Source organism: Capnocytophaga stomatis, from assembly GCF_002302635.1.
Classification (GTDB): Bacteria; Bacteroidota; Bacteroidia; order Flavobacteriales; family Flavobacteriaceae; genus Capnocytophaga; species Capnocytophaga stomatis.
Genome location: NZ_CP022387.1, coordinates 1,856,125 through 1,873,489, shown reverse-complemented (window position 1 = coordinate 1,873,489; position 17,365 = coordinate 1,856,125). Strand labels below are relative to the sequence as shown.

At 35.8% G+C, this 17,365-nt stretch carries 24 protein-coding genes; 20 read left to right on the top strand and 4 right to left on the bottom strand.

Annotated elements, in window-relative coordinates; genetic code table 11:
- Positions 1-36: 36 nt before the first annotated feature.
- From CGC58_RS08280 to CGC58_RS08265, 4 genes are read right to left on the bottom strand one after another with little or no spacing between them, the layout of a single operon-like run.
- Positions 37-780 (bottom strand): hypothetical protein, encoded by a 744-nt coding sequence (locus CGC58_RS08280; RefSeq protein ID WP_095896295.1) that lies wholly within the window; start codon positions 778-780, stop codon positions 37-39.
- Positions 767-1,159 carry a GntR family transcriptional regulator gene (locus CGC58_RS08275; RefSeq protein WP_095896294.1) on the bottom strand — a complete coding sequence of 131 codons (393 nt, stop codon included), beginning with the start codon at positions 1,157-1,159 and terminating at the stop codon, positions 767-769. Before CGC58_RS08275 ends, CGC58_RS08280 begins: the two co-directional genes overlap by 14 nt.
- A 2-nt stretch (positions 1,160-1,161) precedes the next feature.
- A complete protein-coding gene (locus CGC58_RS08270; protein ID WP_157909235.1) occupies positions 1,162-1,941 on the bottom strand; it encodes a hypothetical protein in 780 nt (259 codons plus the stop codon).
- A complete protein-coding gene (locus CGC58_RS08265; RefSeq protein WP_095896292.1) occupies positions 1,938-2,780 on the bottom strand; it encodes an ABC transporter ATP-binding protein in 843 nt (280 codons plus the stop codon). Before CGC58_RS08265 ends, CGC58_RS08270 begins: the two co-directional genes overlap by 4 nt.
- Before the next feature lie 429 nt (positions 2,781-3,209).
- Between CGC58_RS08265 and mraZ the strand changes: the two genes are divergently transcribed.
- The 20 genes from mraZ to CGC58_RS08165 all read left to right on the top strand — a co-directional run bounded on the left by mraZ (position 3,210) and on the right by CGC58_RS08165 (position 17,312).
- Positions 3,210-3,665 carry a division/cell wall cluster transcriptional repressor MraZ gene (mraZ, locus tag CGC58_RS08260; RefSeq protein WP_095896291.1) on the top strand — a complete coding sequence of 152 codons (456 nt, stop codon included), beginning with the start codon at positions 3,210-3,212 and terminating at the stop codon, positions 3,663-3,665.
- Positions 3,658-4,566, top strand: coding sequence for a 16S rRNA (cytosine(1402)-N(4))-methyltransferase RsmH (gene rsmH, locus CGC58_RS08255; RefSeq protein WP_095896290.1), 909 nt, complete (start codon positions 3,658-3,660; stop codon positions 4,564-4,566). The genes mraZ and rsmH overlap by 8 nt, the downstream gene beginning before the upstream one ends.
- A gap of 21 nt (positions 4,567-4,587) precedes the next feature.
- Positions 4,588-4,917 (top strand): FtsL-like putative cell division protein, encoded by a 330-nt coding sequence (locus CGC58_RS08250; RefSeq protein WP_095896289.1) that lies wholly within the window; start codon positions 4,588-4,590, stop codon positions 4,915-4,917.
- A 35-nt stretch (positions 4,918-4,952) separates the two neighbouring features.
- The gene (locus tag CGC58_RS08245) at positions 4,953-6,965 is read left to right on the top strand and encodes a penicillin-binding protein (RefSeq protein WP_095896288.1); all 2,013 of its coding nucleotides are present in this window, start codon (positions 4,953-4,955) and stop codon (positions 6,963-6,965) included.
- Positions 6,966-7,256: 291 nt separating this feature from the next.
- Entirely contained in the window at positions 7,257-7,568 is a 312-nt protein-coding gene (locus CGC58_RS08240; RefSeq protein ID WP_095896287.1) for a DUF4298 domain-containing protein, read from the top strand.
- Positions 7,569-7,571: 3 nt separating this feature from the next.
- Positions 7,572-8,492, top strand: coding sequence for a hypothetical protein (locus CGC58_RS08235; RefSeq protein WP_095896286.1), 921 nt, complete (start codon positions 7,572-7,574; stop codon positions 8,490-8,492).
- A 34-nt stretch (positions 8,493-8,526) separates the two neighbouring features.
- Positions 8,527-8,880 carry a VOC family protein gene (locus tag CGC58_RS08230; protein ID WP_095896285.1) on the top strand — a complete coding sequence of 118 codons (354 nt, stop codon included), beginning with the start codon at positions 8,527-8,529 and terminating at the stop codon, positions 8,878-8,880.
- A gap of 50 nt (positions 8,881-8,930) precedes the next feature.
- Positions 8,931-9,851, top strand: a complete 921-nt coding sequence (locus tag CGC58_RS08225; protein WP_095896284.1) for a hypothetical protein — start codon at positions 8,931-8,933, stop codon at positions 9,849-9,851.
- Between the two features lie 203 nt (positions 9,852-10,054).
- Positions 10,055-10,147, top strand: a complete 93-nt coding sequence (locus CGC58_RS12950; RefSeq protein WP_111970139.1) for a YdeI/OmpD-associated family protein — start codon at positions 10,055-10,057, stop codon at positions 10,145-10,147.
- On the top strand, positions 10,144-10,497 hold the full coding sequence (locus CGC58_RS08215; protein WP_095896282.1) for a DUF4260 domain-containing protein: 354 nt from the start codon (positions 10,144-10,146) through the stop codon (positions 10,495-10,497). Before CGC58_RS12950 ends, CGC58_RS08215 begins: the two co-directional genes overlap by 4 nt.
- A 112-nt stretch (positions 10,498-10,609) precedes the next feature.
- Entirely contained in the window at positions 10,610-11,335 is a 726-nt protein-coding gene (locus tag CGC58_RS08210; protein WP_095896281.1) for a nitroreductase family protein, read from the top strand.
- A 17-nt stretch (positions 11,336-11,352) separates the two neighbouring features.
- The gene (locus CGC58_RS08205) at positions 11,353-11,880 is read left to right on the top strand and encodes a dihydrofolate reductase family protein (RefSeq protein ID WP_095896280.1); all 528 of its coding nucleotides are present in this window, start codon (positions 11,353-11,355) and stop codon (positions 11,878-11,880) included.
- Between the two features lie 91 nt (positions 11,881-11,971).
- Positions 11,972-12,388, top strand: a complete 417-nt coding sequence (locus tag CGC58_RS08200; protein WP_095896279.1) for an SRPBCC family protein — start codon at positions 11,972-11,974, stop codon at positions 12,386-12,388.
- Positions 12,388-12,810 (top strand): EVE domain-containing protein, encoded by a 423-nt coding sequence (locus CGC58_RS08195; RefSeq protein WP_095896278.1) that lies wholly within the window; start codon positions 12,388-12,390, stop codon positions 12,808-12,810. The genes CGC58_RS08200 and CGC58_RS08195 overlap by 1 nt, the downstream gene beginning before the upstream one ends.
- Entirely contained in the window at positions 12,803-13,240 is a 438-nt protein-coding gene (locus CGC58_RS08190) for a MarR family winged helix-turn-helix transcriptional regulator (RefSeq protein ID WP_095896277.1), read from the top strand. Before CGC58_RS08195 ends, CGC58_RS08190 begins: the two co-directional genes overlap by 8 nt.
- Before the next feature lie 136 nt (positions 13,241-13,376).
- Positions 13,377-13,823: a GNAT family N-acetyltransferase gene (locus CGC58_RS08185; RefSeq protein WP_095896276.1), complete on the top strand. Its 447-nt coding sequence runs from the start codon at positions 13,377-13,379 to the stop codon at positions 13,821-13,823.
- 11 nt (positions 13,824-13,834) lie between these two features.
- Positions 13,835-14,281: a GyrI-like domain-containing protein gene (locus tag CGC58_RS08180; RefSeq protein WP_095896275.1), complete on the top strand. Its 447-nt coding sequence runs from the start codon at positions 13,835-13,837 to the stop codon at positions 14,279-14,281.
- A 106-nt stretch (positions 14,282-14,387) separates the two neighbouring features.
- Positions 14,388-15,203 (top strand): DNA alkylation repair protein, encoded by an 816-nt coding sequence (locus CGC58_RS08175; RefSeq protein WP_095896274.1) that lies wholly within the window; start codon positions 14,388-14,390, stop codon positions 15,201-15,203.
- Positions 15,204-15,305: 102 nt separating this feature from the next.
- Positions 15,306-15,839: a DUF1697 domain-containing protein gene (locus CGC58_RS08170; RefSeq protein ID WP_095897170.1), complete on the top strand. Its 534-nt coding sequence runs from the start codon at positions 15,306-15,308 to the stop codon at positions 15,837-15,839.
- A gap of 21 nt (positions 15,840-15,860) precedes the next feature.
- Positions 15,861-17,312 (top strand): UDP-N-acetylmuramoyl-L-alanyl-D-glutamate--2,6-diaminopimelate ligase, encoded by a 1,452-nt coding sequence (locus CGC58_RS08165; protein ID WP_095896273.1) that lies wholly within the window; start codon positions 15,861-15,863, stop codon positions 17,310-17,312.
- Positions 17,313-17,365 lie beyond the last annotated feature (53 nt).

The window sequence follows — 17,365 nt, the reverse complement described above, 5'->3', positions numbered from 1 at the left end:
TTTATATTTGACTAATTGATTTGGCAAACAATTTTTTTATTCAATGTTTATATTATTGTCATTATTATAATAAATTTTAGTTTCTCTGCTTACATTTCCTGAAATATCATTGTAAATAGCTCTTGAGGAAAACGACGAATTTCCTTTAATATCCACTTTAATGGTATCACTTCTCATTTCGTTTAATATAAATTCACTATCTATCCCTTTTAAGATTATTTTTTGATACGACATCTCGTTTTTTAATTGGAAATATTTATAATAATCATCTTTGTAATCATCATCATCAAAATAAATTCTACTCTTATTTAAATTAAATGTTGCAATTGTTTTATTTCTATGCTTAGAAAGTGTATTAACTCTAAATTTTACATTCTGAAGAGATACTGACTCTAAAATAGGAGAGTGAATACAAATGAAATGTAAATAATTACAATTACCTCCTATATTTTTATCAAGTTTAAGTGTTAATGTATCATTATTTGAGGTAAATAACATACTTTCTCTATTTAAACTATAATCAACAAATGCATATGAAGAATCTTTATAAACAAACAAAATTTCACCAATGGCATCTAACATTTCTTCTTCTCCTATTATTTTTAAATGTTTGAAGTCAGGAAGCTTTTTTATCTCTAATGAATCTTTTACATATTCCCATCTGTACTTTACAGAAGGTATTTTTGTTTCTTTCATTGATTTTATAATGAAAAATTCTATTATTGGAAATATAACAATTATCGAAAAAGCCAATAATAATAATTTATTACTTGTTTTCATTCTGTTTTTGATTTAGAGTATTTTTAAAATTTTCGTAATGTTGTTGTAATTCATTAAGTTCAATCCCCAATGTGTAAAGGGTATTGAAAAATACGGGAAGTTCGTTTTGCAAAAATTCTTGCTGACGATATTTCCGCGATTGTTCCACACCGTTTTTTTCCACAAAATACCCAATACCACGTTTGTCAATGATAATTCCACTATTTTTTAGGAACTCATAGCTTCGGGCTATCGTATTTGGATTGACACTAACCTGTATTGCCAATTCACGAACGCTTGGTATTTTAGTTTCGGGCTGCCATTCACCTAACAATATCTTCTGACAGACATAGTCAACGATTTGAAGATAAATAGCTTGCCCATTATTTTTAATTTCCATAGTTATCGTACTTCTTTTTCTTTAAATTTAAAATAGGAAATCGTATAAAATAATAAGGGAAGCCCTATTAAAAATAAATTTCCTTTCAAATATTGAAAAGCATCAGGTGTTTTGTAATAAATATGGCAAGAACCATATGAATCTATTATTAATTCATTTGCAAGAAAGAAAGGATCTTTCCCTCCTAAAATATTCGCAAGTTGAATGTTATACATTACAAATAAAAATATACTTAATGAAATTACTACAAGTGATTTTAGGAAGGTAAAACGCTTAAATGTTAGTATTGCTGTATAGAAAAAAGATTGTATCATAAAGTAGAAAATAATGAATATGACAATAAAATTTTCTAAGTTATCCTCTCTCCAAATATTAGACGCTTCTAGTTTAACATCATTACCTTTTTCTACTATAAAAATACCTATTTTATACATTAAAAGGAATAATAACGAATATAATATCAGATGAAGAATGGTGTATACGATAAATTTTACTAACCATTTTTGAAAAACATTTGCTGGGAGATTTACTTCTGCAATAATTTTATTTCTTTTTTCTACAAAACGAAATGCCAAATAAGAAGATAGAATTCCAATGATCAAAATCATAAATGGATAAATTGATAAAAAGTCCATTTCGTAAAAAATCTCTTCTCTTACTCTTATAAAATAAGAATATGCCATAATAGCAGGCACTATTAAGGTTGTAGCAATGAAAATATAAATTAAATTTTTTGCATTTTCATTCAATTCTCTCCTAAATAAGTTACAAAATTGTTTCATATTTTCGTAGTATTAGCGTTAAACCAATCGTTTACCTTTTTAGAATTTGAAATCACGGCTTTGTAAAGCAATTCCAAATCTACCTTATTTTCAGCATCACCCTCATTAGGCAATACCAAGATATTTCCAAAGAAATTTTCCTCAGCATAGAAAGCTTTTTCTGATTTATCAGAAGTTATTTTAAATGATAATCGCCTCGAAATTTGCTCTATAGATTCGTTGAAAAGTATATTTTTCTCATCTAAAACAATCACTCGATCAATAAGGTTTTCCAAATCTTTTGCCTGATGTGTACTGATGATAAAACAACGCTCATCGCCCATTATTTCTGCCATAATCTTTCTGAATTGACTTTTCCCCATAATATCAAGTCCGTTGGTAGGCTCATCCATCAGTACCAGCGAGGTATTTGCTGCCAAAGCGAATGCAACAAAAACTTTTTTTCTTTGACCATAACTCAATTGATTGAGTTTTCCGTCTTTGGGAATTTCAAATCCTTCTAGAAATCTGTTGAATTGCTCCAAACTGAATTTCGGATAAAAACACGATAGCCTTTGTTGGTATTTTTCCACCGAAGTATCGGGCAAATACACCTCATCGGGAATTACAAAAATTTCCTGTAAAAAGTCCGTTTTTCGGTCTTTCGGGGTGAATCCTAAAACCTGAATCGTCCCTTGATTTGGGAAAAGCAAACCCGCAAGATTATACAAAAACGTGGTCTTCCCTACTCCATTCTTCCCAAACAAACCACAGATTTGCCCTTGCTCAATATGCAAATTCAAATCCTTGAAAATGTTTTTCTTACGGAAAGAAAAATCTAAATTTTTAACAGTTATCATAAAAAAGTGTTTTAGTGTATTACTTAACTATTACACTGCAAAAGTAATACAAAAAACTATTTGTGCAAATTTTTGAACGAAAATAATACGGTTAAAATTCTTTTTCTCATCAAATAAACAGATTTTCAGCAGATTAATTTTCATTTGGGCTAAAAAAATGATATAAAAAACTCAATTTTAAACTTTAACTCGTTTAACGTTTATTTCACATCAGTTCAAAACTTCAAAAAATTGAAAATTAAATAGTTAAAAAAATCAACTTCATCCACTTAACGTTAATTTTATAAAATATTTAACTAAATACTTAATTATGAACATTTTGATTATTCCTTGCCGGAACAAAAAACTTATCAACAATGTGGGAAAAAGTGGTAGAATGTGGGATTTTTTTTCTACTTTTGTCCTGTAATTATTTAGAAACGTATTTCAGTGGGAATTCTTATAGGTACATATGAATGTAAAATCGACGCCAAAGGACGGATAACACTTCCGGCTCCTCTCAAAAAACAATTGGGGGATTTGGAAGCCGGATTCGTGCTTAAGCGTTCTGATTTTCAAAGATGTATAGACTTCTATACAATGGACGAATGGAATTTGGAAATGCAAAAGGTAAACAGCTTAAATCGGTACGTGAAAGAAAATAATGATTTCATCCGAAAATTTATGTCTGGCGTGAAACTCATTGAAATTGACTCAGTTGGGAGAATGTTAGTACCGAAAGATTTGTTGGAGTACGCACAAATTGATAAAGAAATCGTGATGTCGGCATTAGGAAATCGGGTTGAGATTTGGGACAAAACAGCTTATGAAACAGCTATTTACACAAGTCCGGAGGATTTCTCGGCGTTGGCTGAAAAAGTTATGGGAGGCTTAGGAAATGACTAATACGGAAGGATATCACAAGCCTGTTTTGTTACACGAAAGTGTTGACGGGCTGGCAATTAAGGAAGATGGAATCTATGTAGATGTAACTTTTGGCGGTGGAGGTCATTCGCGTGAAATTCTAAACCGATTGGGCAAAAACGGAAGGTTGTATGCCTTTGACCAAGATGCCGATGCTGCCAACAATGCTATTGATGATGAGCGGTTTACACTTATCAATCAGAATTTCAGATATATAAAACGATTTTTGAAATTCTACGGAGTTAAAAAAGTAGATGGCGTTTTAGGAGATTTTGGGGTTTCATCGCACCAGTTTGATGTTCCTCAACGCGGATTTTCAACTCGTTTTGATGGTGTTTTGGATATGCGAATGAACCAAAATGCAGCCATTTCAGCCCAAAACATACTAAACGAATGTTCTGAAGATGAATTAGTTAACATTCTTTTCAAATACGGAGAACTGAAAAATTCCAGAGCCATCGCAAAAGCCATTGTTTCTGCTCGTGCGGAACAAAAAATAGTAACAGGCAATCAGTTACAGCAAATTCTGAAGCCTTTTTTACAGAAATTCAAAGAAAATAAAACGCTGGCTCAAATTTATCAAGCCATTCGTATTGAGGTGAATGAGGAAATGCAAGTTTTGGAAGAATTCTTAACGCAACTTCCTGATATTGTGGAAACAGGCGGGCGAATTAGTTTAATTAGTTATCATTCGTTAGAAGACCGATTAGTAAAGCGTTTCATTCGTGACGGACAGTTTGAAGGAGCTCCCGAGAAAGATTTTTACGGAAATGTTTCCGTTCCTTTTAAAAAAGTAGGCGGATTAATCGTTCCGACAGAAGCAGAAATCGCAGAAAATAGCCGTGCCAGAAGTGCCAAACTTCGAATCGCAGAAAGACAATAAACAAAACATTCTACCAGAAAAATGGGTAAAGCAACAAATGAAATAAAAAATATCCTCCGAGGAAAGTTTTTGGTAGAAGGCAAAGAAGCTACCAAAAATTGGACATTTATTGCTTTTCTGTTTGTTTTGGCAGTGATTATGATTACCAGTTCTCACAATGTAGATAATAAGGTACACCAAATTGCAAAACTCAATGAGGAAGTAAATGAACTAAAGAGCCAATTTGTGGACGTTCGTTCGCAATTGCAAAAAGTAAAGCTGGAATCTTCTTTACTTAATAAGCTCAAAAGCAAAGGTTTAAAACAACCTGAAAAACCTCCTCAAAAGATAAAAGTAATCATTAAAGAATAAAATTAAAATTTCATAGTAAACCTAAATTGTAAAAAATGGCAACAAAAAATGACAAAAGAATATTGGCTCGCACATACATTGTTGCGACTGCTATGCTTTTGTTGGCAATTGTCATTTCTGTGAAACTTGTAAAAATTCAGATTGAAGGCGATGAATATCGGGCAAAAGCGGACGAAACCACATTACGAGAAGCTGAAATTATTCCCAACCAAGGAAATTTATATTCCGATGACGGTAGCTTACTTGCCACATCGGTAGTGCGTTACGATGTACGATGGGACGGAATTGCTCCATCGGAAAAAAACTTCAACACGTACGTAAAGCCATTGAGCGATTCGCTTTCAAAAATGTTCGGGAAGCCAAGTTCGTACTACCAAAATTTGCTAAAAAAAGAACGCAAGTTAAAAAATCGCTATTTGTTAATCGCTCCTCAATTGGGATACAGTGATTATCTGCGTATTAAAAAATTTCCGCTTTTTGAAAAAGGTCCGTACAAAGGGGGGCTTATTATTGATAAAAAAGTAAAACGTGAATATCCTTTAGGAGGAATTGCTCATCGGAGTATCGGATACGAACGAACTGACGAAAACGGATACACCATCCGTGTTGGTTTGGAAGGTGCCTATTCTGATTATATTATGGGGACAAAAGGACGTCGTTTGGAGCAAAAAATCGCTAAAGGACAATGGAAACTTGCCAATGGTTTCAACATCATTGAACCGAAAGACGGATATGATGTGGTTTCTACCATAAATATTAATATTCAAGATATTGCACACCACGCTTTACTTGCCCAGTTGGAAAAGTTCAAAGCTAAACATGGTTGTGTGATAGTAATGGAAGTCAATTCGGGAGAAATAAAAGCTATTTCAAATTTGGAATTGAATTCCAAAACCAACACATATTCCGAACGATTTAATTACGCCATCGGAGAAGTTCACGAGCCTGGTTCTATTTTCAAGCTAATGTCAGTGGTTGCTGCCATTGAAGAACGTGGCATTGACACTACATATGTGGTTGATATTAAGAATGGTAGAGCCAATTATTACAAAGAAACAGTTGATGATTCTCAAAAAAGATTCACAGGAAAAATAAATATAGCTAAGGCTTTCGCTGTTTCGTCAAACGTTGGGATGACAGAAATGGTTCATCATTTGTTTTCCAAAAATCCGAAAGATTTCACTGACAAACTCTCGCAAATGGGATTAGATCAGCCTTTAGGGTTGCCCATAATGGGAGAAAGAGCTCCGTACATACCAAAACCGAAGGATAAAAACTGGAGTGGTATTTCTCTCGAATGGATGGCTTTCGGATACGGCTTGCACTTGACTCCTTTACAAACGCTAACGTTCTATAATGCAATTGCTAACGATGGCGTAATGGTAAAACCGCGACTTATAAAGGAAGTCCGTGAATGGAATAAAACCATCGAGAAATTCAATGTGGAAATTATCAACGGAAAGATTTGTTCAAAAGAAACAGCTCAAAAAGCAAAGGGATTGCTGGCAAGCGTAGTGGAAAAACCATACGGAACTGCACATAAGCTATACTCATCCGATTTTTCAATGGCAGGAAAAACAGGAACAGCTCGGAAGAATTACGGCAGTAACGATAAATCAAAATGGAGCTATATTTCCTCATTTGCAGGTTTTTTCCCTGTTGAAAGTCCGAAATATTCGTGTATCGTGGTAATTCACGAACCTGACAGAAACGTAGGTTATTACGGAGCCGATGTTTCCGGTCCTGTGTTCAAAAGCATTGCTCAGAAGATTTATACAAATTCTCTTCTTATTGATACAATTGAAGATGTGGACAATGCTTCGGATAAAACCAATATCGATTATGACCAATATTACACAAAAGCCCAAAAATATAAAACTATCATTCCCAATGTTGTAGGAATGGCAGCAATGGACGCCGTGGCTCTATTGGAAAACATCGGGCTGAAAGTGAAATTAGTCGGTGAAGGAAAAGTGATTCATCAGTCAATCCCAAGTGGTCAAAAAATAAATGATAACAGACAAATTTTACTCTCTTTAGGAGGTTAAAATCAATAAAATATAAATCCCGAAAGTTTTAAAAACTCAGGGAATATTCTCAAAAACAGAAATTTCATCATTCGAAGTGATTTCTGATTTGAAAATAAAAACAAAGTTCATTGACATATTGGGAAAATATCGGTGCAGACTTAATATATAAATCACAAATCAGCGTAAGAAACTAAAAAATAGCTTTTTACGCTGTTTTGTGATAATTTACAAAACATAAAAAAACAGATTTATAATCAAAAATATAATTCCTAAAAACATTTTTTACAAATATCAAAATTTCAAAATATTATGACTGAAGAAAGATTAAAAAATATCCAAGAAATGGAGGAAATTCTAAATAAAACAGAAGTTTTTACCTCCGAAGCCAAGCAATTTTTAGAAAAATGGGAAAATTTGCTACCTGAAATCAAAAAATTATCCGATTATTACTACGAAGGCGGATGGAAAGACGATTATGATGCTTCCAACCGAGGAGAAATCCCCGAAGGAATCCCGCACGGGGTACTTTCTGAAGATGCCATTTACAACGCTACAGGAGAACACTACCTTATTGCAGTTGAGTTTCTAAAAACAGTTACAAAAGTCATTGCAAATGAGTAAACAATGAAACGAATCACCTTACTTTCGGCAAGTCACAACGATTATCATCTCGGATTTGAGGTGCAATCGCCCGAACCGAAGTTCTTTTCGTGGAACGCTACCTACGAGGAAGTTATCGCATCGCCTTTGGTGGAGTGGGACAGCCCTTTTGATTTGGATTATGAGGTGTATGAATATTACTATTTTAAATATCCGGTGCGGGTGGGCAATTTGCTATTTTCCAAATTTGAATTTCGCATACACAACACCCAGCGTAGGGATATAGCCGTACGAGAATACTATGCCAATGGAGACACACAGGTAGAGGAATTTGATTTTTGGCAAGTGCATCAGCAATTAGAAAAACATTTACCCCTTGATAAACACTATAAAACTCGTGAAGACCTCTATTCATTTTTTCAGAAAGACGAAATGACATTTCTTAGCGTTTATTACGGAGAACCTCAGCATCAATATGTGTTTTTTAATATTATCAATGCCCGTAAATATTCCGAATTAATCACTCCAATTGAAAATGAGGAGAATATACAACTTACCGATTGGGTGTTATTTCCGAAAGAATATATCGGAATAGAGACCGACTATCAAGAAAACGAAATCGTAAAACGCCGTCCACCTTTACTGACGGAAAGGTTTGGCGACCAAGCCGTATTGTGGCGAGATGAAGTAAATAAACAACTCGGGGTAAGTAAGGGTGAATTTTGCAATATTTTTCCGCTATCGAATATTAAAAAAGTGGACATTGACCGAATGCTTCCTGCCAAAGGCGGTGGTGCCGATACTCTGCGAGTGTATTACAAAAAACAAAAATACCCAACGCCAATTTTCAGTACCAAAGAATATGATTTGAACAATTATTTGCCTCAATTGGAAAAATTTTTCGGTAGGTCTATTGAAGTAACAGGGTTTTATTATAATTGTTAATGAACAGATTTTATGACATTTAAAAAATTAAATTATGAATTACGATAACTTTTTTCTTCCTGCGGAAGATTTCGAGAAAAGCAAACATTTTTTTGCTGAGATTTTGGGCTTGGAAATCAAATTTGATTTTTCACCAATGGGAATGATTGCCTTTAAAGTGGGTAATGAAGAGGCTGCTATTATCTTAAAGGATAAGAAAAAATTTCCGAATGTAAAACCCACTATTTGGCTTGAAGTAGATGATGTAGTGGAAGTTTATGAGAATTTAAGGACAAAAGGCGTGGAATTTTTAACACCACCTTTTCCCATAAAAACAGGTTGGGCGGTGGAGTTTTTAGACCCTTCTGGCAATGTAATGGGTTTTACGGATTATCGTGCTAATGCTTAAAAACTATAAATCCACGAAACAAGCCCCCTCACTAAAAAACAAATGAAACTATGAAACAAATCACCTTACTATCAGAAAACCACACGGATTATCATTTGGGATTTGAGGTGCAATCACTTGAAAAACAATTTATTCCGTGGGATACGACTTATCAAACCCTTATGGCTTCGCCTTGGGTGAAACAAACAGACTATAAGGATTATGGCGAAGGGGCGTTTGGTTGTATATATGTGTTTCGCTATCCTGTGCGGGTGGGCAATTTGCTGTTTTACAACCTTGAATTTGGTTTTATCAGTAGGCAACGCACCGATATTGCCGTGAGAGAATACCGATTTACGAGCAAAAAAGGGACTTCTTCTAAACACGATTTTTTACGGATTTGTGAACAACTTAATAAAGACTTGTCGCACGAGCAAGTAGATGAATATTTAGAAAATTTATATTACAATAACCATACGAGCGACATCTGTTTTCGTATGCAATATAACGGCGAGGTACGGCATCGAGATTTCTTTTTATCTATTTATAATACAAGGGATTATGAAGAAATTATCAAGCCTATGGAAAACGACATACAACTTGCCGAATATTTGGTTTTTCCGCCGAAAACCATTCAGATAGATGACAATTATCGAGAGGATATTTCCGTGAAACGCCGTCCGTCTCTGCTGACCGAAAAGTTTGGTAATCAGACTGTTTTGTGGCGAGATGAGGTCAATGGGCAAATCGGTGTGAGTGTGGATAAATTCGTTCGGATTTTTCCGCTTTCAGGCATCGAAAAAGTGTACATCGAGCGTATGCTTCCTGCTAAAGGTGGCGGTGCGGATTATATTTTCGTACAATATAAAAACGAAAAATATCCCACCAAAATCCTTGAAGGCAAGAACAATCTTTTTGATAATCATATTGTTACATTGGAAAAAATATTCGGTGTGACCATCGAAATTACAGGGTTTTATTATAATTGCTGAATGATTTTAAGAGAAGACAAAAAAATAAGTTTCAAATATAGAAAAGTATGGCTGCCTCAAGGTAGTTTATCGTACTAATCCCCTTTTTTTAAGGGGGATAGGGGGGGGGTAAATCTTAAGAAAATATCTTAAAAGAAACCCCTGAGGCGTACAATGTGTTTCAAAAGATGCCACTTTCTCACAAAAACGAGTATATCCAATGAATAAACGAAGCCAAAAAGCAGGAAACCAAAGAAAGGCGTTTGGAGAAAATGATAAGTATGTTACTTGAAAAAATAAACAAGGAAAAACAATGAAAACACTTTTAAAATTAGAATACATTGCTCTTTTTGTGTTGGGCGTTGTGATGTTTGGGCAATCAGAATACGAATGGTGGTGGTTTTTAGTGCTATTCTTCGTGCCTGATTTGTCTATGGTGGGCTATTTGCTAAATCCTAAAATTGGGGCAATGTTTTATAATTTTGCTCATCACTTCGGGACGGCTGTTATTGCTTTTGTGTTAGGTAGATATCTATCTATAAATGAATTGACATTGGTAGGAAGTGTTTTATTTGCCCATTCGGCTTTTGACAGAATGTTAGGTTTTGGCTTAAAATACAGCGATGATTTTAAAAACACCCATTTGGGGAAAATTGGCAAAAAATAAACAATGAACACCTACATCATACTTTTGCGTGGCGTAATGACCAGCGGAAAAAATCGTATTTCCGAAGATGATGTATTTGAAAAAAATTGAAATAATTTAAAAAGGAACATTTATGAAATTAAGAGAAGTATTAGAATTTAGAAGAGCCGTTCGTGATTTTGATTCTGCCAAATCGATTGACCCAGAAATGGTTAAAGAATGCTTAAAAGAGGCTCAACTTGCCCCAACCAGTTCCAATATGCAACTTTGGGAAGCCTATCACATCACCGACAAAGCGGTTTTAGAGAAATTAGCCAAAGCCTGTCTTTCGCAAAGTGCTGCAACCACCGCAGGACAAATGGTAATATTTGTTACACGGCAAGATTTACACCAAAAAAGAGCGAAAACTGTTTTGGAGGTTGCAAAACAAGGAATACAATATATTCCTGATGCCCAGCAACGAGAACAAATTCTGAAAATAAATCAGTGGTATTATGGGCAATATATGCCATTTGTCTATCGTAGATTTTTTGGTTTATTTGGATTATTTCGTAAAATAATGTCTTTTGTTGTCGGTTTCTTTCGTCCAATGGCAAAACAAGTTTCAGAATCTGATATGCGAGTGGTTGTCCATAAAAGTTGCGGACTTGTGGCACAAACTTTTATGATAGCAATGGCTGAAAAACAATATGATACCTGCCCAATGGAAGGCTTTGATGGTGGTCAAATTAAAAAAATACTAAATCTGCCATCAGGTAGCGATATAAATATGGTGGTTGCTTGTGGTATTCGTTCGGAAAAAGGCGTTTGGGGCAATCGATTCCGTGTGCCTTTTGAGGAGCAATATCATCGCATCTAAAATGTAAAGTTATAATAATGAGTAAAGTAATTCTATACATCTCAATGAGTTTGGACGGGTATATCGCCAAGCCCAATGACGATTTAAGTTTCTTATCCATCGTGGAAAAAGAAGGAGAAGATTATGGTTTTGAGCGTTTTATATCAACGGTGGATACGCTGATTATCGGACGAAAAACATACGATTGGGTAGTGAATGCGGTAGGGGAATTTCCGCATAAGGAAAAAACGGTTTATGTACTGACGAAAACCGAAAGACCTTCCGCAGGGAACATTCATTTTTATACGGGAGATATATCACTGCTCATCGGAAAATTGAAAAAAGAAAGTCGCAAAAACATCTATTGCGACGGCGGGGCTCAAATCGTGAATGAACTTTTGAAGGGCGATTTATTGGACGAACTCATCATTTCCGTCATTCCGATATTGGTGGGCAACGGCACAAAATTGTTTAACGACAACAGACCCGAACAGCCACTAAAACTCATCAGCGTAACCCCTTACGACACAGGACTTGTGCAATTGCATTACAAAAGAGCATTCTAAATTTTATTATAACGAATTCTATTTAGTAATCATACTTATTATATAAAAACTTATTATTATCTTTGTCCCCAAATTTTTAAATAGATAAAATATGTGGACAAAATCGTATTCGGTTGTTACCCAAGAAATTACAAAAGAGCAAATTTGGAAACTTTTCACAGATATTGACAATTGGAATCGCTGGAAAACTACCATAGAATATGCAAAATTATTGGGCGAACTGAAAGAGGGAAGTTTCTTCATCTTAAAACCTAAAAAAGCTCCCAAAGTGAAAATGGAAATCGTTGAATTAGAGCCTTTTAGAAAATTCACGGATTTAACGCGATTTCCGTTGGCAAAAATGTACGGCGAACATTTGTACGAAGAAACGCCTAACGGACTGAAAATCACCGTAACGATGAGTGTAAAAGGTTTATTATCAAAACTTTGGATAAAGTTAGTTGCCAAAGATATCGTAGAAAATCTTCCGAAAGATATTGAAAATCAAATCAAACACGCTAAAAATTGATGACGCGATATTGGATTATTGTTGCCAGTAAAGACCACACGCAAAAAGGCGTAGCGGAAGGTTTTGCCCAAGCCTGTCACGGAAAGGCAACTCCCTTAAAGCTAATGAAAAAGGGCGATTTTGTGATTTATTATTCGCCAAAATTAATCTTTGGCAAATCCGAGCCTTGTCAGAAATTCACCGCTATCGGGAAAGTTGCTGATAATGAGGTGTATCCGTTTCAAATGACGGAAACTTTTTGTCCGTATCGGAGAAATATCGAGTTTTTTAAAAGCAAAGAGGTTTCTATTTTGCAACTTATTGATTTATTGGATTTTATATCCAATAAAAAGAGCTGGGGTTATCCTTTTCGATACGGATTTTTGGAAATTAACGAAAATGATTTTAATTTAATCGCTTCAAAAATGCTTGAAAATGAATAATATATTCCAATTAACAACCGAAAACAGTTCCGGACTTTTACTTTTGCAGGTAACGAATTTGTGGCAACGCGAAATCAAAAAAATATTGCAACCTTTCGATTTAACGCATCCGCAATTTATGATTTTGGCAAGTATTTACTGGTTTTCTTTAAAAAAAGAAGAAATTACGCAGGTTTTATTGTCAAATTTCACACAAATTGACCCGATGACCACTTCGCAAATCGTCAGAAATTTAGAAAAGAAAACTTTCATAATACGGAAGGAACACCAAACCGACACACGAGCTAAAATCGTGAAAATGACAGACAAAGGCGAAGACTGTATCAAAAAAGCAATTTTTGAAGTGGAGGAATTTGACAAGCGTTTTTTTGCGAAACTCAATGGAAAGCAATCGGATTTTAATCAAATTTTACAACAGTTACTGATTTAGAATTGAATATATATAATTGAAAAACAACGATATGAAAACAAAATCGTAAATTTTTAGAAATGTCGCCCTGTTTGGCTTAAAATACAGCGATGATTTTAAAAACACCCATTTGGGAAAAATTGGCAAAAAATAAACTATGAAACTAACCATCAAAATCGCAAAAAATACAGCAGAGTTTAAGGGGCTGCTTTGGGCATACGAAGACGCTTTTGAATGGGAAAATTTTCAAATACCCAAGGAGGATTATCTTGAAAAAATTATCCGAGATGAGTGTTGTATCTTATTGATTGCCAAACAAAACAACGAAGTTATCGGCGGACTTACGGCGTATTTATTGCACAATTATCAAATCGCAAAATCAATGATTTACATCTATGATTTTGGTATCAAAAAAGCATTTCAAAATCAAGGAATTGGCATTCAAATCATCGATTTTTTAAAGCAATACGCCCTTGAAAATGACATTGAAGAAATTTTTGTTTCCACCGAACAAAACGACAATGCACAAGCCTTAGCCTTTTACCGAAAAAGTGGCATTAGCGAGGAATTTAACACGGTGAATTTTAATTATTTTATTGCATAAAATCTAAATATATGACACACGCATTTAAAATTATCGGCATTGCGGTACGCACAACCAATGCCAACGGACAAGCCGCAACAGATTTGGGCAAACTTTGGGGACAATTTATGAGCGACACCATCGCAAAAATCCCCAATACCATTTCAGAAGAAATTATTGCGATTTACACCGATTATGAAAGTGATTATCAAGGGGCTTATACCGCGATTATCGGCAAGAAAGTCAGTTCGTTAGATGAAATTCCAGCGGGAATGATAGGGCGAGAATTTCCTGAGGCAAAGTTTCAGAAATTCATTGCCAAAGGACAAATGCCCAATGCCATTATGCAGACTTGGAAAACCATTTGGGAGCAAGAAGCCACACTTCATCGTGCCTACCAGTACGATTTTGAGGTGTATGGCAAAAAATCCCAAAACGGCGATGAGTCCGAAGTGGAGGTTTTTATAAGCGTAAAGTAAACAACAAAAAAATGAACACCTACATCGCACTCATTAGACGCTTTATACTAAAAAGAGCCTTCTCCTATGGGGTATATACATCGTTTAATTTTTAAAAGGAAATAATATGACGCACGAAATACAAAACCGTAAAGGGGCAACCAAACTTGAAAACATTCCAGAACAAGTACTAAAATTATTGAACGAAGGTACGATAGAAAGCGTTAATTTGACCGAGTGGCTTGCCGTAAATCATACGACTTTGGTGGCTACGGTGTTTCCCAAAATAGGGATTTCAAATGCCTATATTTCTGAAATTCAGAAGCTCATAGAAAATCAAAAAAAGCCGTCAACGATGAATACCATCAAGTTGATTGGAGCGTTTCTTTACGAAAAATACGCAAAATCAACAGATTATTTAGCCGTTTTTGAAAAATTATCCACACATTTGTCTGATTCGGTGCGTTGTTATGCCACGTATTTTATGGCTCTGAATACCGATTTTTCGCTTGAAAAAAAGCTCGGCTTGTTACAGCCGTTGGTGGCAGACAAGCATTTTGGGGTGCGTGAAGTGGTTTGGATGGCACTCAGACCTGAATTGAGCGAAAATTTGGCATTTTCAATTAATTTTCTATCGGTTTGGGCAGAAAATAAAGATGAAAATATCCGTCGTTTTTCTTCGGAAGCCTTGCGTCCGCGTGGGGTGTGGTGTTCGCATATCGAGACCCTGAAAAATTCGCCTGAATTGGCATTGCCTATTTTGGAGAAATTGAAATCGGATTCTGCTAAATATGTGCAAGATAGCGTAGGCAATTGGCTCAATGATGCGAGTAAATCTCGTCCCGACTTTGTGCAGGAATTGTGTAAGCGTTGGGAAAAAGAAAGTCCCACAAAATCAACAGAGTACATTATTAAAAAAGCTTTAAGAACACTTTCAAAATAGAAAGGTAAAATATTGTAAGAGCGCATTGCGTACGCCCGATAATGTAAGGGCAAAAAATATTTTGCCCCAACAGTGAAATAGTAAATGGTAAAAACCAAAAATATGAACACCTATATCGTCCTTTTGCGTGGTGTGATGCCCACAGGAAAAAATAAAATTCCGAGTATGTCTTTTCTGAAAGAAATTTTGGAGAAAGGCGGTTTCGTAAATGTAAAAACTTATATTCAGAGTGGAAATGTGGTCTTACAAACGGAGCTTTCCCCTGCGGGGGTGAGCGGGAAAGTACATCAGCTTATCAAGGAAAACATTGGAGCGGAACTTCCCGTGATTGTAAAAACCGCCGATGAAATTAGGCAAGTTTTAAACGAAAATCCGTTTACTGAAAATCACGACATCAAACGCGTTTTCTTTACCCTATTTAACGATGAGCTACCGCAAGCACTGGCAAACGAACTCAAAAAGCAGGACTTCGGAGAGGAAAAATTTGACTTCACCAAAAAAGCGATGTATATATATTCACCCAAAGATGCCAGCCGTAGTAAACTCAGTAACAATTTTTTAGAAAAGAAACTCAACATCACTGCCACCACACGCAATTTCAATACACTGAGTAAGTTGGTGGCAATGGCGGAGTAAAATATATAAACAACTGAAACTATGAACCTAAAAGACATATTACAAAACATAGAAATCATCTCTGCCTCAGGAGATTTGAATATACAGGTAGGCAATTTGGTGCAAGACTCGCGGTTAGTTAAGCAAGGCGATGTATTCATTGCTATAAAAGGTACGGCATCAGACGGGCATCAATTCATTAGTAAAGCCATTGAAAAGGGAGCAAAAGTCATCGTTTGTGAGGAAATTCCGCAAGAAACTATTTCGGAAATCGTTTATGTAAAAGTAAAGGATAGCGTTTCCGCTTTGGCAACGATGGCGAGTAATTTTTATGGAAATCCGTCGGAAAAACTCAAGTTAGTGGGGATAACAGGTACAAACGGAAAAACCACCACCACGAGTTTGCTGTATCAATTGTTTAGAAAAGTGGGGTACAAAGTGGGGCTGATTTCTACCATTGCCATTTATGTTGATGAGCAGAAGTACGACACCAAAAACACCACACCTGACATTCTTACGCTAAACAAGTACTTGAAAATGGTGGTCGATGCAGGTTGTCAGTATTGCTTTATGGAAGTGAGTTCGCACGGCGTGGAGCAACGACGCATCGAAGGGTTACAATTTGCTGGGGGCGTGTTTACGAATTTGACACACGACCATTTGGACTATCACCAAACCTTTGCCAACTATCGCGATGCTAAAAAGAAGTTTTTCGACCAATTGCCAAAAACAGCCTTTGCTCTTACCAATATCGACGATAAAAACGGTAATGTGATGTTGCAAAATACCAAAGCTCAAAAGAAATCATACGCCCTGAAATCGTTTGCAGATTATCGTTTGCAGATATTGGAAAATCAATTTTCGGGCTTGGTTTTAAAAATTGACGGACAGGAAGTTTGGACAAACCTTATCGGGCAGTTCAATGCTTATAATCTGTTGGCAGTCTATGCCGTTGCCGATTTGCTCGGAGTTGAAAGAATCGAAAACCTCACGGCTTTGAGTACTTTGCGGTCAGTGGGTGGCAGGTTTCAGTATTTTGTTTCAAAAGATAAAATCACAGCGATTGTGGATTATGCCCACACGCCCGATGCCCTGCAAAACGTGTTGGATACGATTAACAACATTCGTACCAAAAATGAACAACTTATCACGGTGGTGGGTTGTGGAGGCAATCGCGACAAGAGCAAACGACCTGTAATGGCGGATATTTCCACGAAGGAAAGTTCGCGAGTGATTTTTACCTCTGACAATCCGCGAGACGAAGACCCACAAACCATTTTGGACGAAATGGAAGCTGGGGTTCAGGCAGAAAATTACAAAAAGTTCGTAACCATAGCCGACCGCCGTCAGGCAATAAAAACCGCCTGTCAGTTTGCTCAGTCGGGAGATATTATTCTCATTGCCGGCAAAGGACACGAAACCTATCAAGAAATCAAAGGCGAACGCACCCATTTTGATGATATGGAGGAAATTAGACAATTTTTGACCCCGTAGGGGCGTATCGCATACGCCCAATAATGAAAATAATAGGCATACGCCTAATAACA

Coding starts and splice junctions, on each gene's coding strand:
- CGC58_RS08205 (WP_095896280.1), top strand. CDS start 11,353: ATGAGTAAAGTAATTCTATACATCTCAATGAGTTTGGACGGGTATATC.
- CGC58_RS08190 (WP_095896277.1), top strand. CDS start 12,803: ATGAATAATATATTCCAATTAACAACCGAAAACAGTTCCGGACTTTTA.
- CGC58_RS08210 (WP_095896281.1), top strand. CDS start 10,610: ATGAAATTAAGAGAAGTATTAGAATTTAGAAGAGCCGTTCGTGATTTT.
- CGC58_RS08185 (WP_095896276.1), top strand. CDS start 13,377: ATGAAACTAACCATCAAAATCGCAAAAAATACAGCAGAGTTTAAGGGG.
- CGC58_RS08165 (WP_095896273.1), top strand. CDS start 15,861: ATGAACCTAAAAGACATATTACAAAACATAGAAATCATCTCTGCCTCA.
- CGC58_RS08270 (WP_157909235.1), bottom strand. CDS start 1,941: ATGAAACAATTTTGTAACTTATTTAGGAGAGAATTGAATGAAAATGCA.
- CGC58_RS08215 (WP_095896282.1), top strand. CDS start 10,144: ATGAAAACACTTTTAAAATTAGAATACATTGCTCTTTTTGTGTTGGGC.
- CGC58_RS08195 (WP_095896278.1), top strand. CDS start 12,388: ATGACGCGATATTGGATTATTGTTGCCAGTAAAGACCACACGCAAAAA.
- CGC58_RS08170 (WP_095897170.1), top strand. CDS start 15,306: ATGAACACCTATATCGTCCTTTTGCGTGGTGTGATGCCCACAGGAAAA.
- CGC58_RS08175 (WP_095896274.1), top strand. CDS start 14,388: ATGACGCACGAAATACAAAACCGTAAAGGGGCAACCAAACTTGAAAAC.
- CGC58_RS08280 (WP_095896295.1), bottom strand. CDS start 780: ATGAAAACAAGTAATAAATTATTATTATTGGCTTTTTCGATAATTGTT.
- CGC58_RS08225 (WP_095896284.1), top strand. CDS start 8,931: ATGAAACAAATCACCTTACTATCAGAAAACCACACGGATTATCATTTG.
- CGC58_RS08235 (WP_095896286.1), top strand. CDS start 7,572: ATGAAACGAATCACCTTACTTTCGGCAAGTCACAACGATTATCATCTC.
- rsmH (WP_095896290.1), top strand. CDS start 3,658: ATGACTAATACGGAAGGATATCACAAGCCTGTTTTGTTACACGAAAGT.
- CGC58_RS08265 (WP_095896292.1), bottom strand. CDS start 2,780: ATGATAACTGTTAAAAATTTAGATTTTTCTTTCCGTAAGAAAAACATT.
- CGC58_RS08245 (WP_095896288.1), top strand. CDS start 4,953: ATGGCAACAAAAAATGACAAAAGAATATTGGCTCGCACATACATTGTT.
- CGC58_RS08180 (WP_095896275.1), top strand. CDS start 13,835: ATGACACACGCATTTAAAATTATCGGCATTGCGGTACGCACAACCAAT.
- CGC58_RS08275 (WP_095896294.1), bottom strand. CDS start 1,159: ATGGAAATTAAAAATAATGGGCAAGCTATTTATCTTCAAATCGTTGAC.
- CGC58_RS08200 (WP_095896279.1), top strand. CDS start 11,972: ATGTGGACAAAATCGTATTCGGTTGTTACCCAAGAAATTACAAAAGAG.
- CGC58_RS08240 (WP_095896287.1), top strand. CDS start 7,257: ATGACTGAAGAAAGATTAAAAAATATCCAAGAAATGGAGGAAATTCTA.
- CGC58_RS08230 (WP_095896285.1), top strand. CDS start 8,527: ATGAATTACGATAACTTTTTTCTTCCTGCGGAAGATTTCGAGAAAAGC.
- CGC58_RS08250 (WP_095896289.1), top strand. CDS start 4,588: ATGGGTAAAGCAACAAATGAAATAAAAAATATCCTCCGAGGAAAGTTT.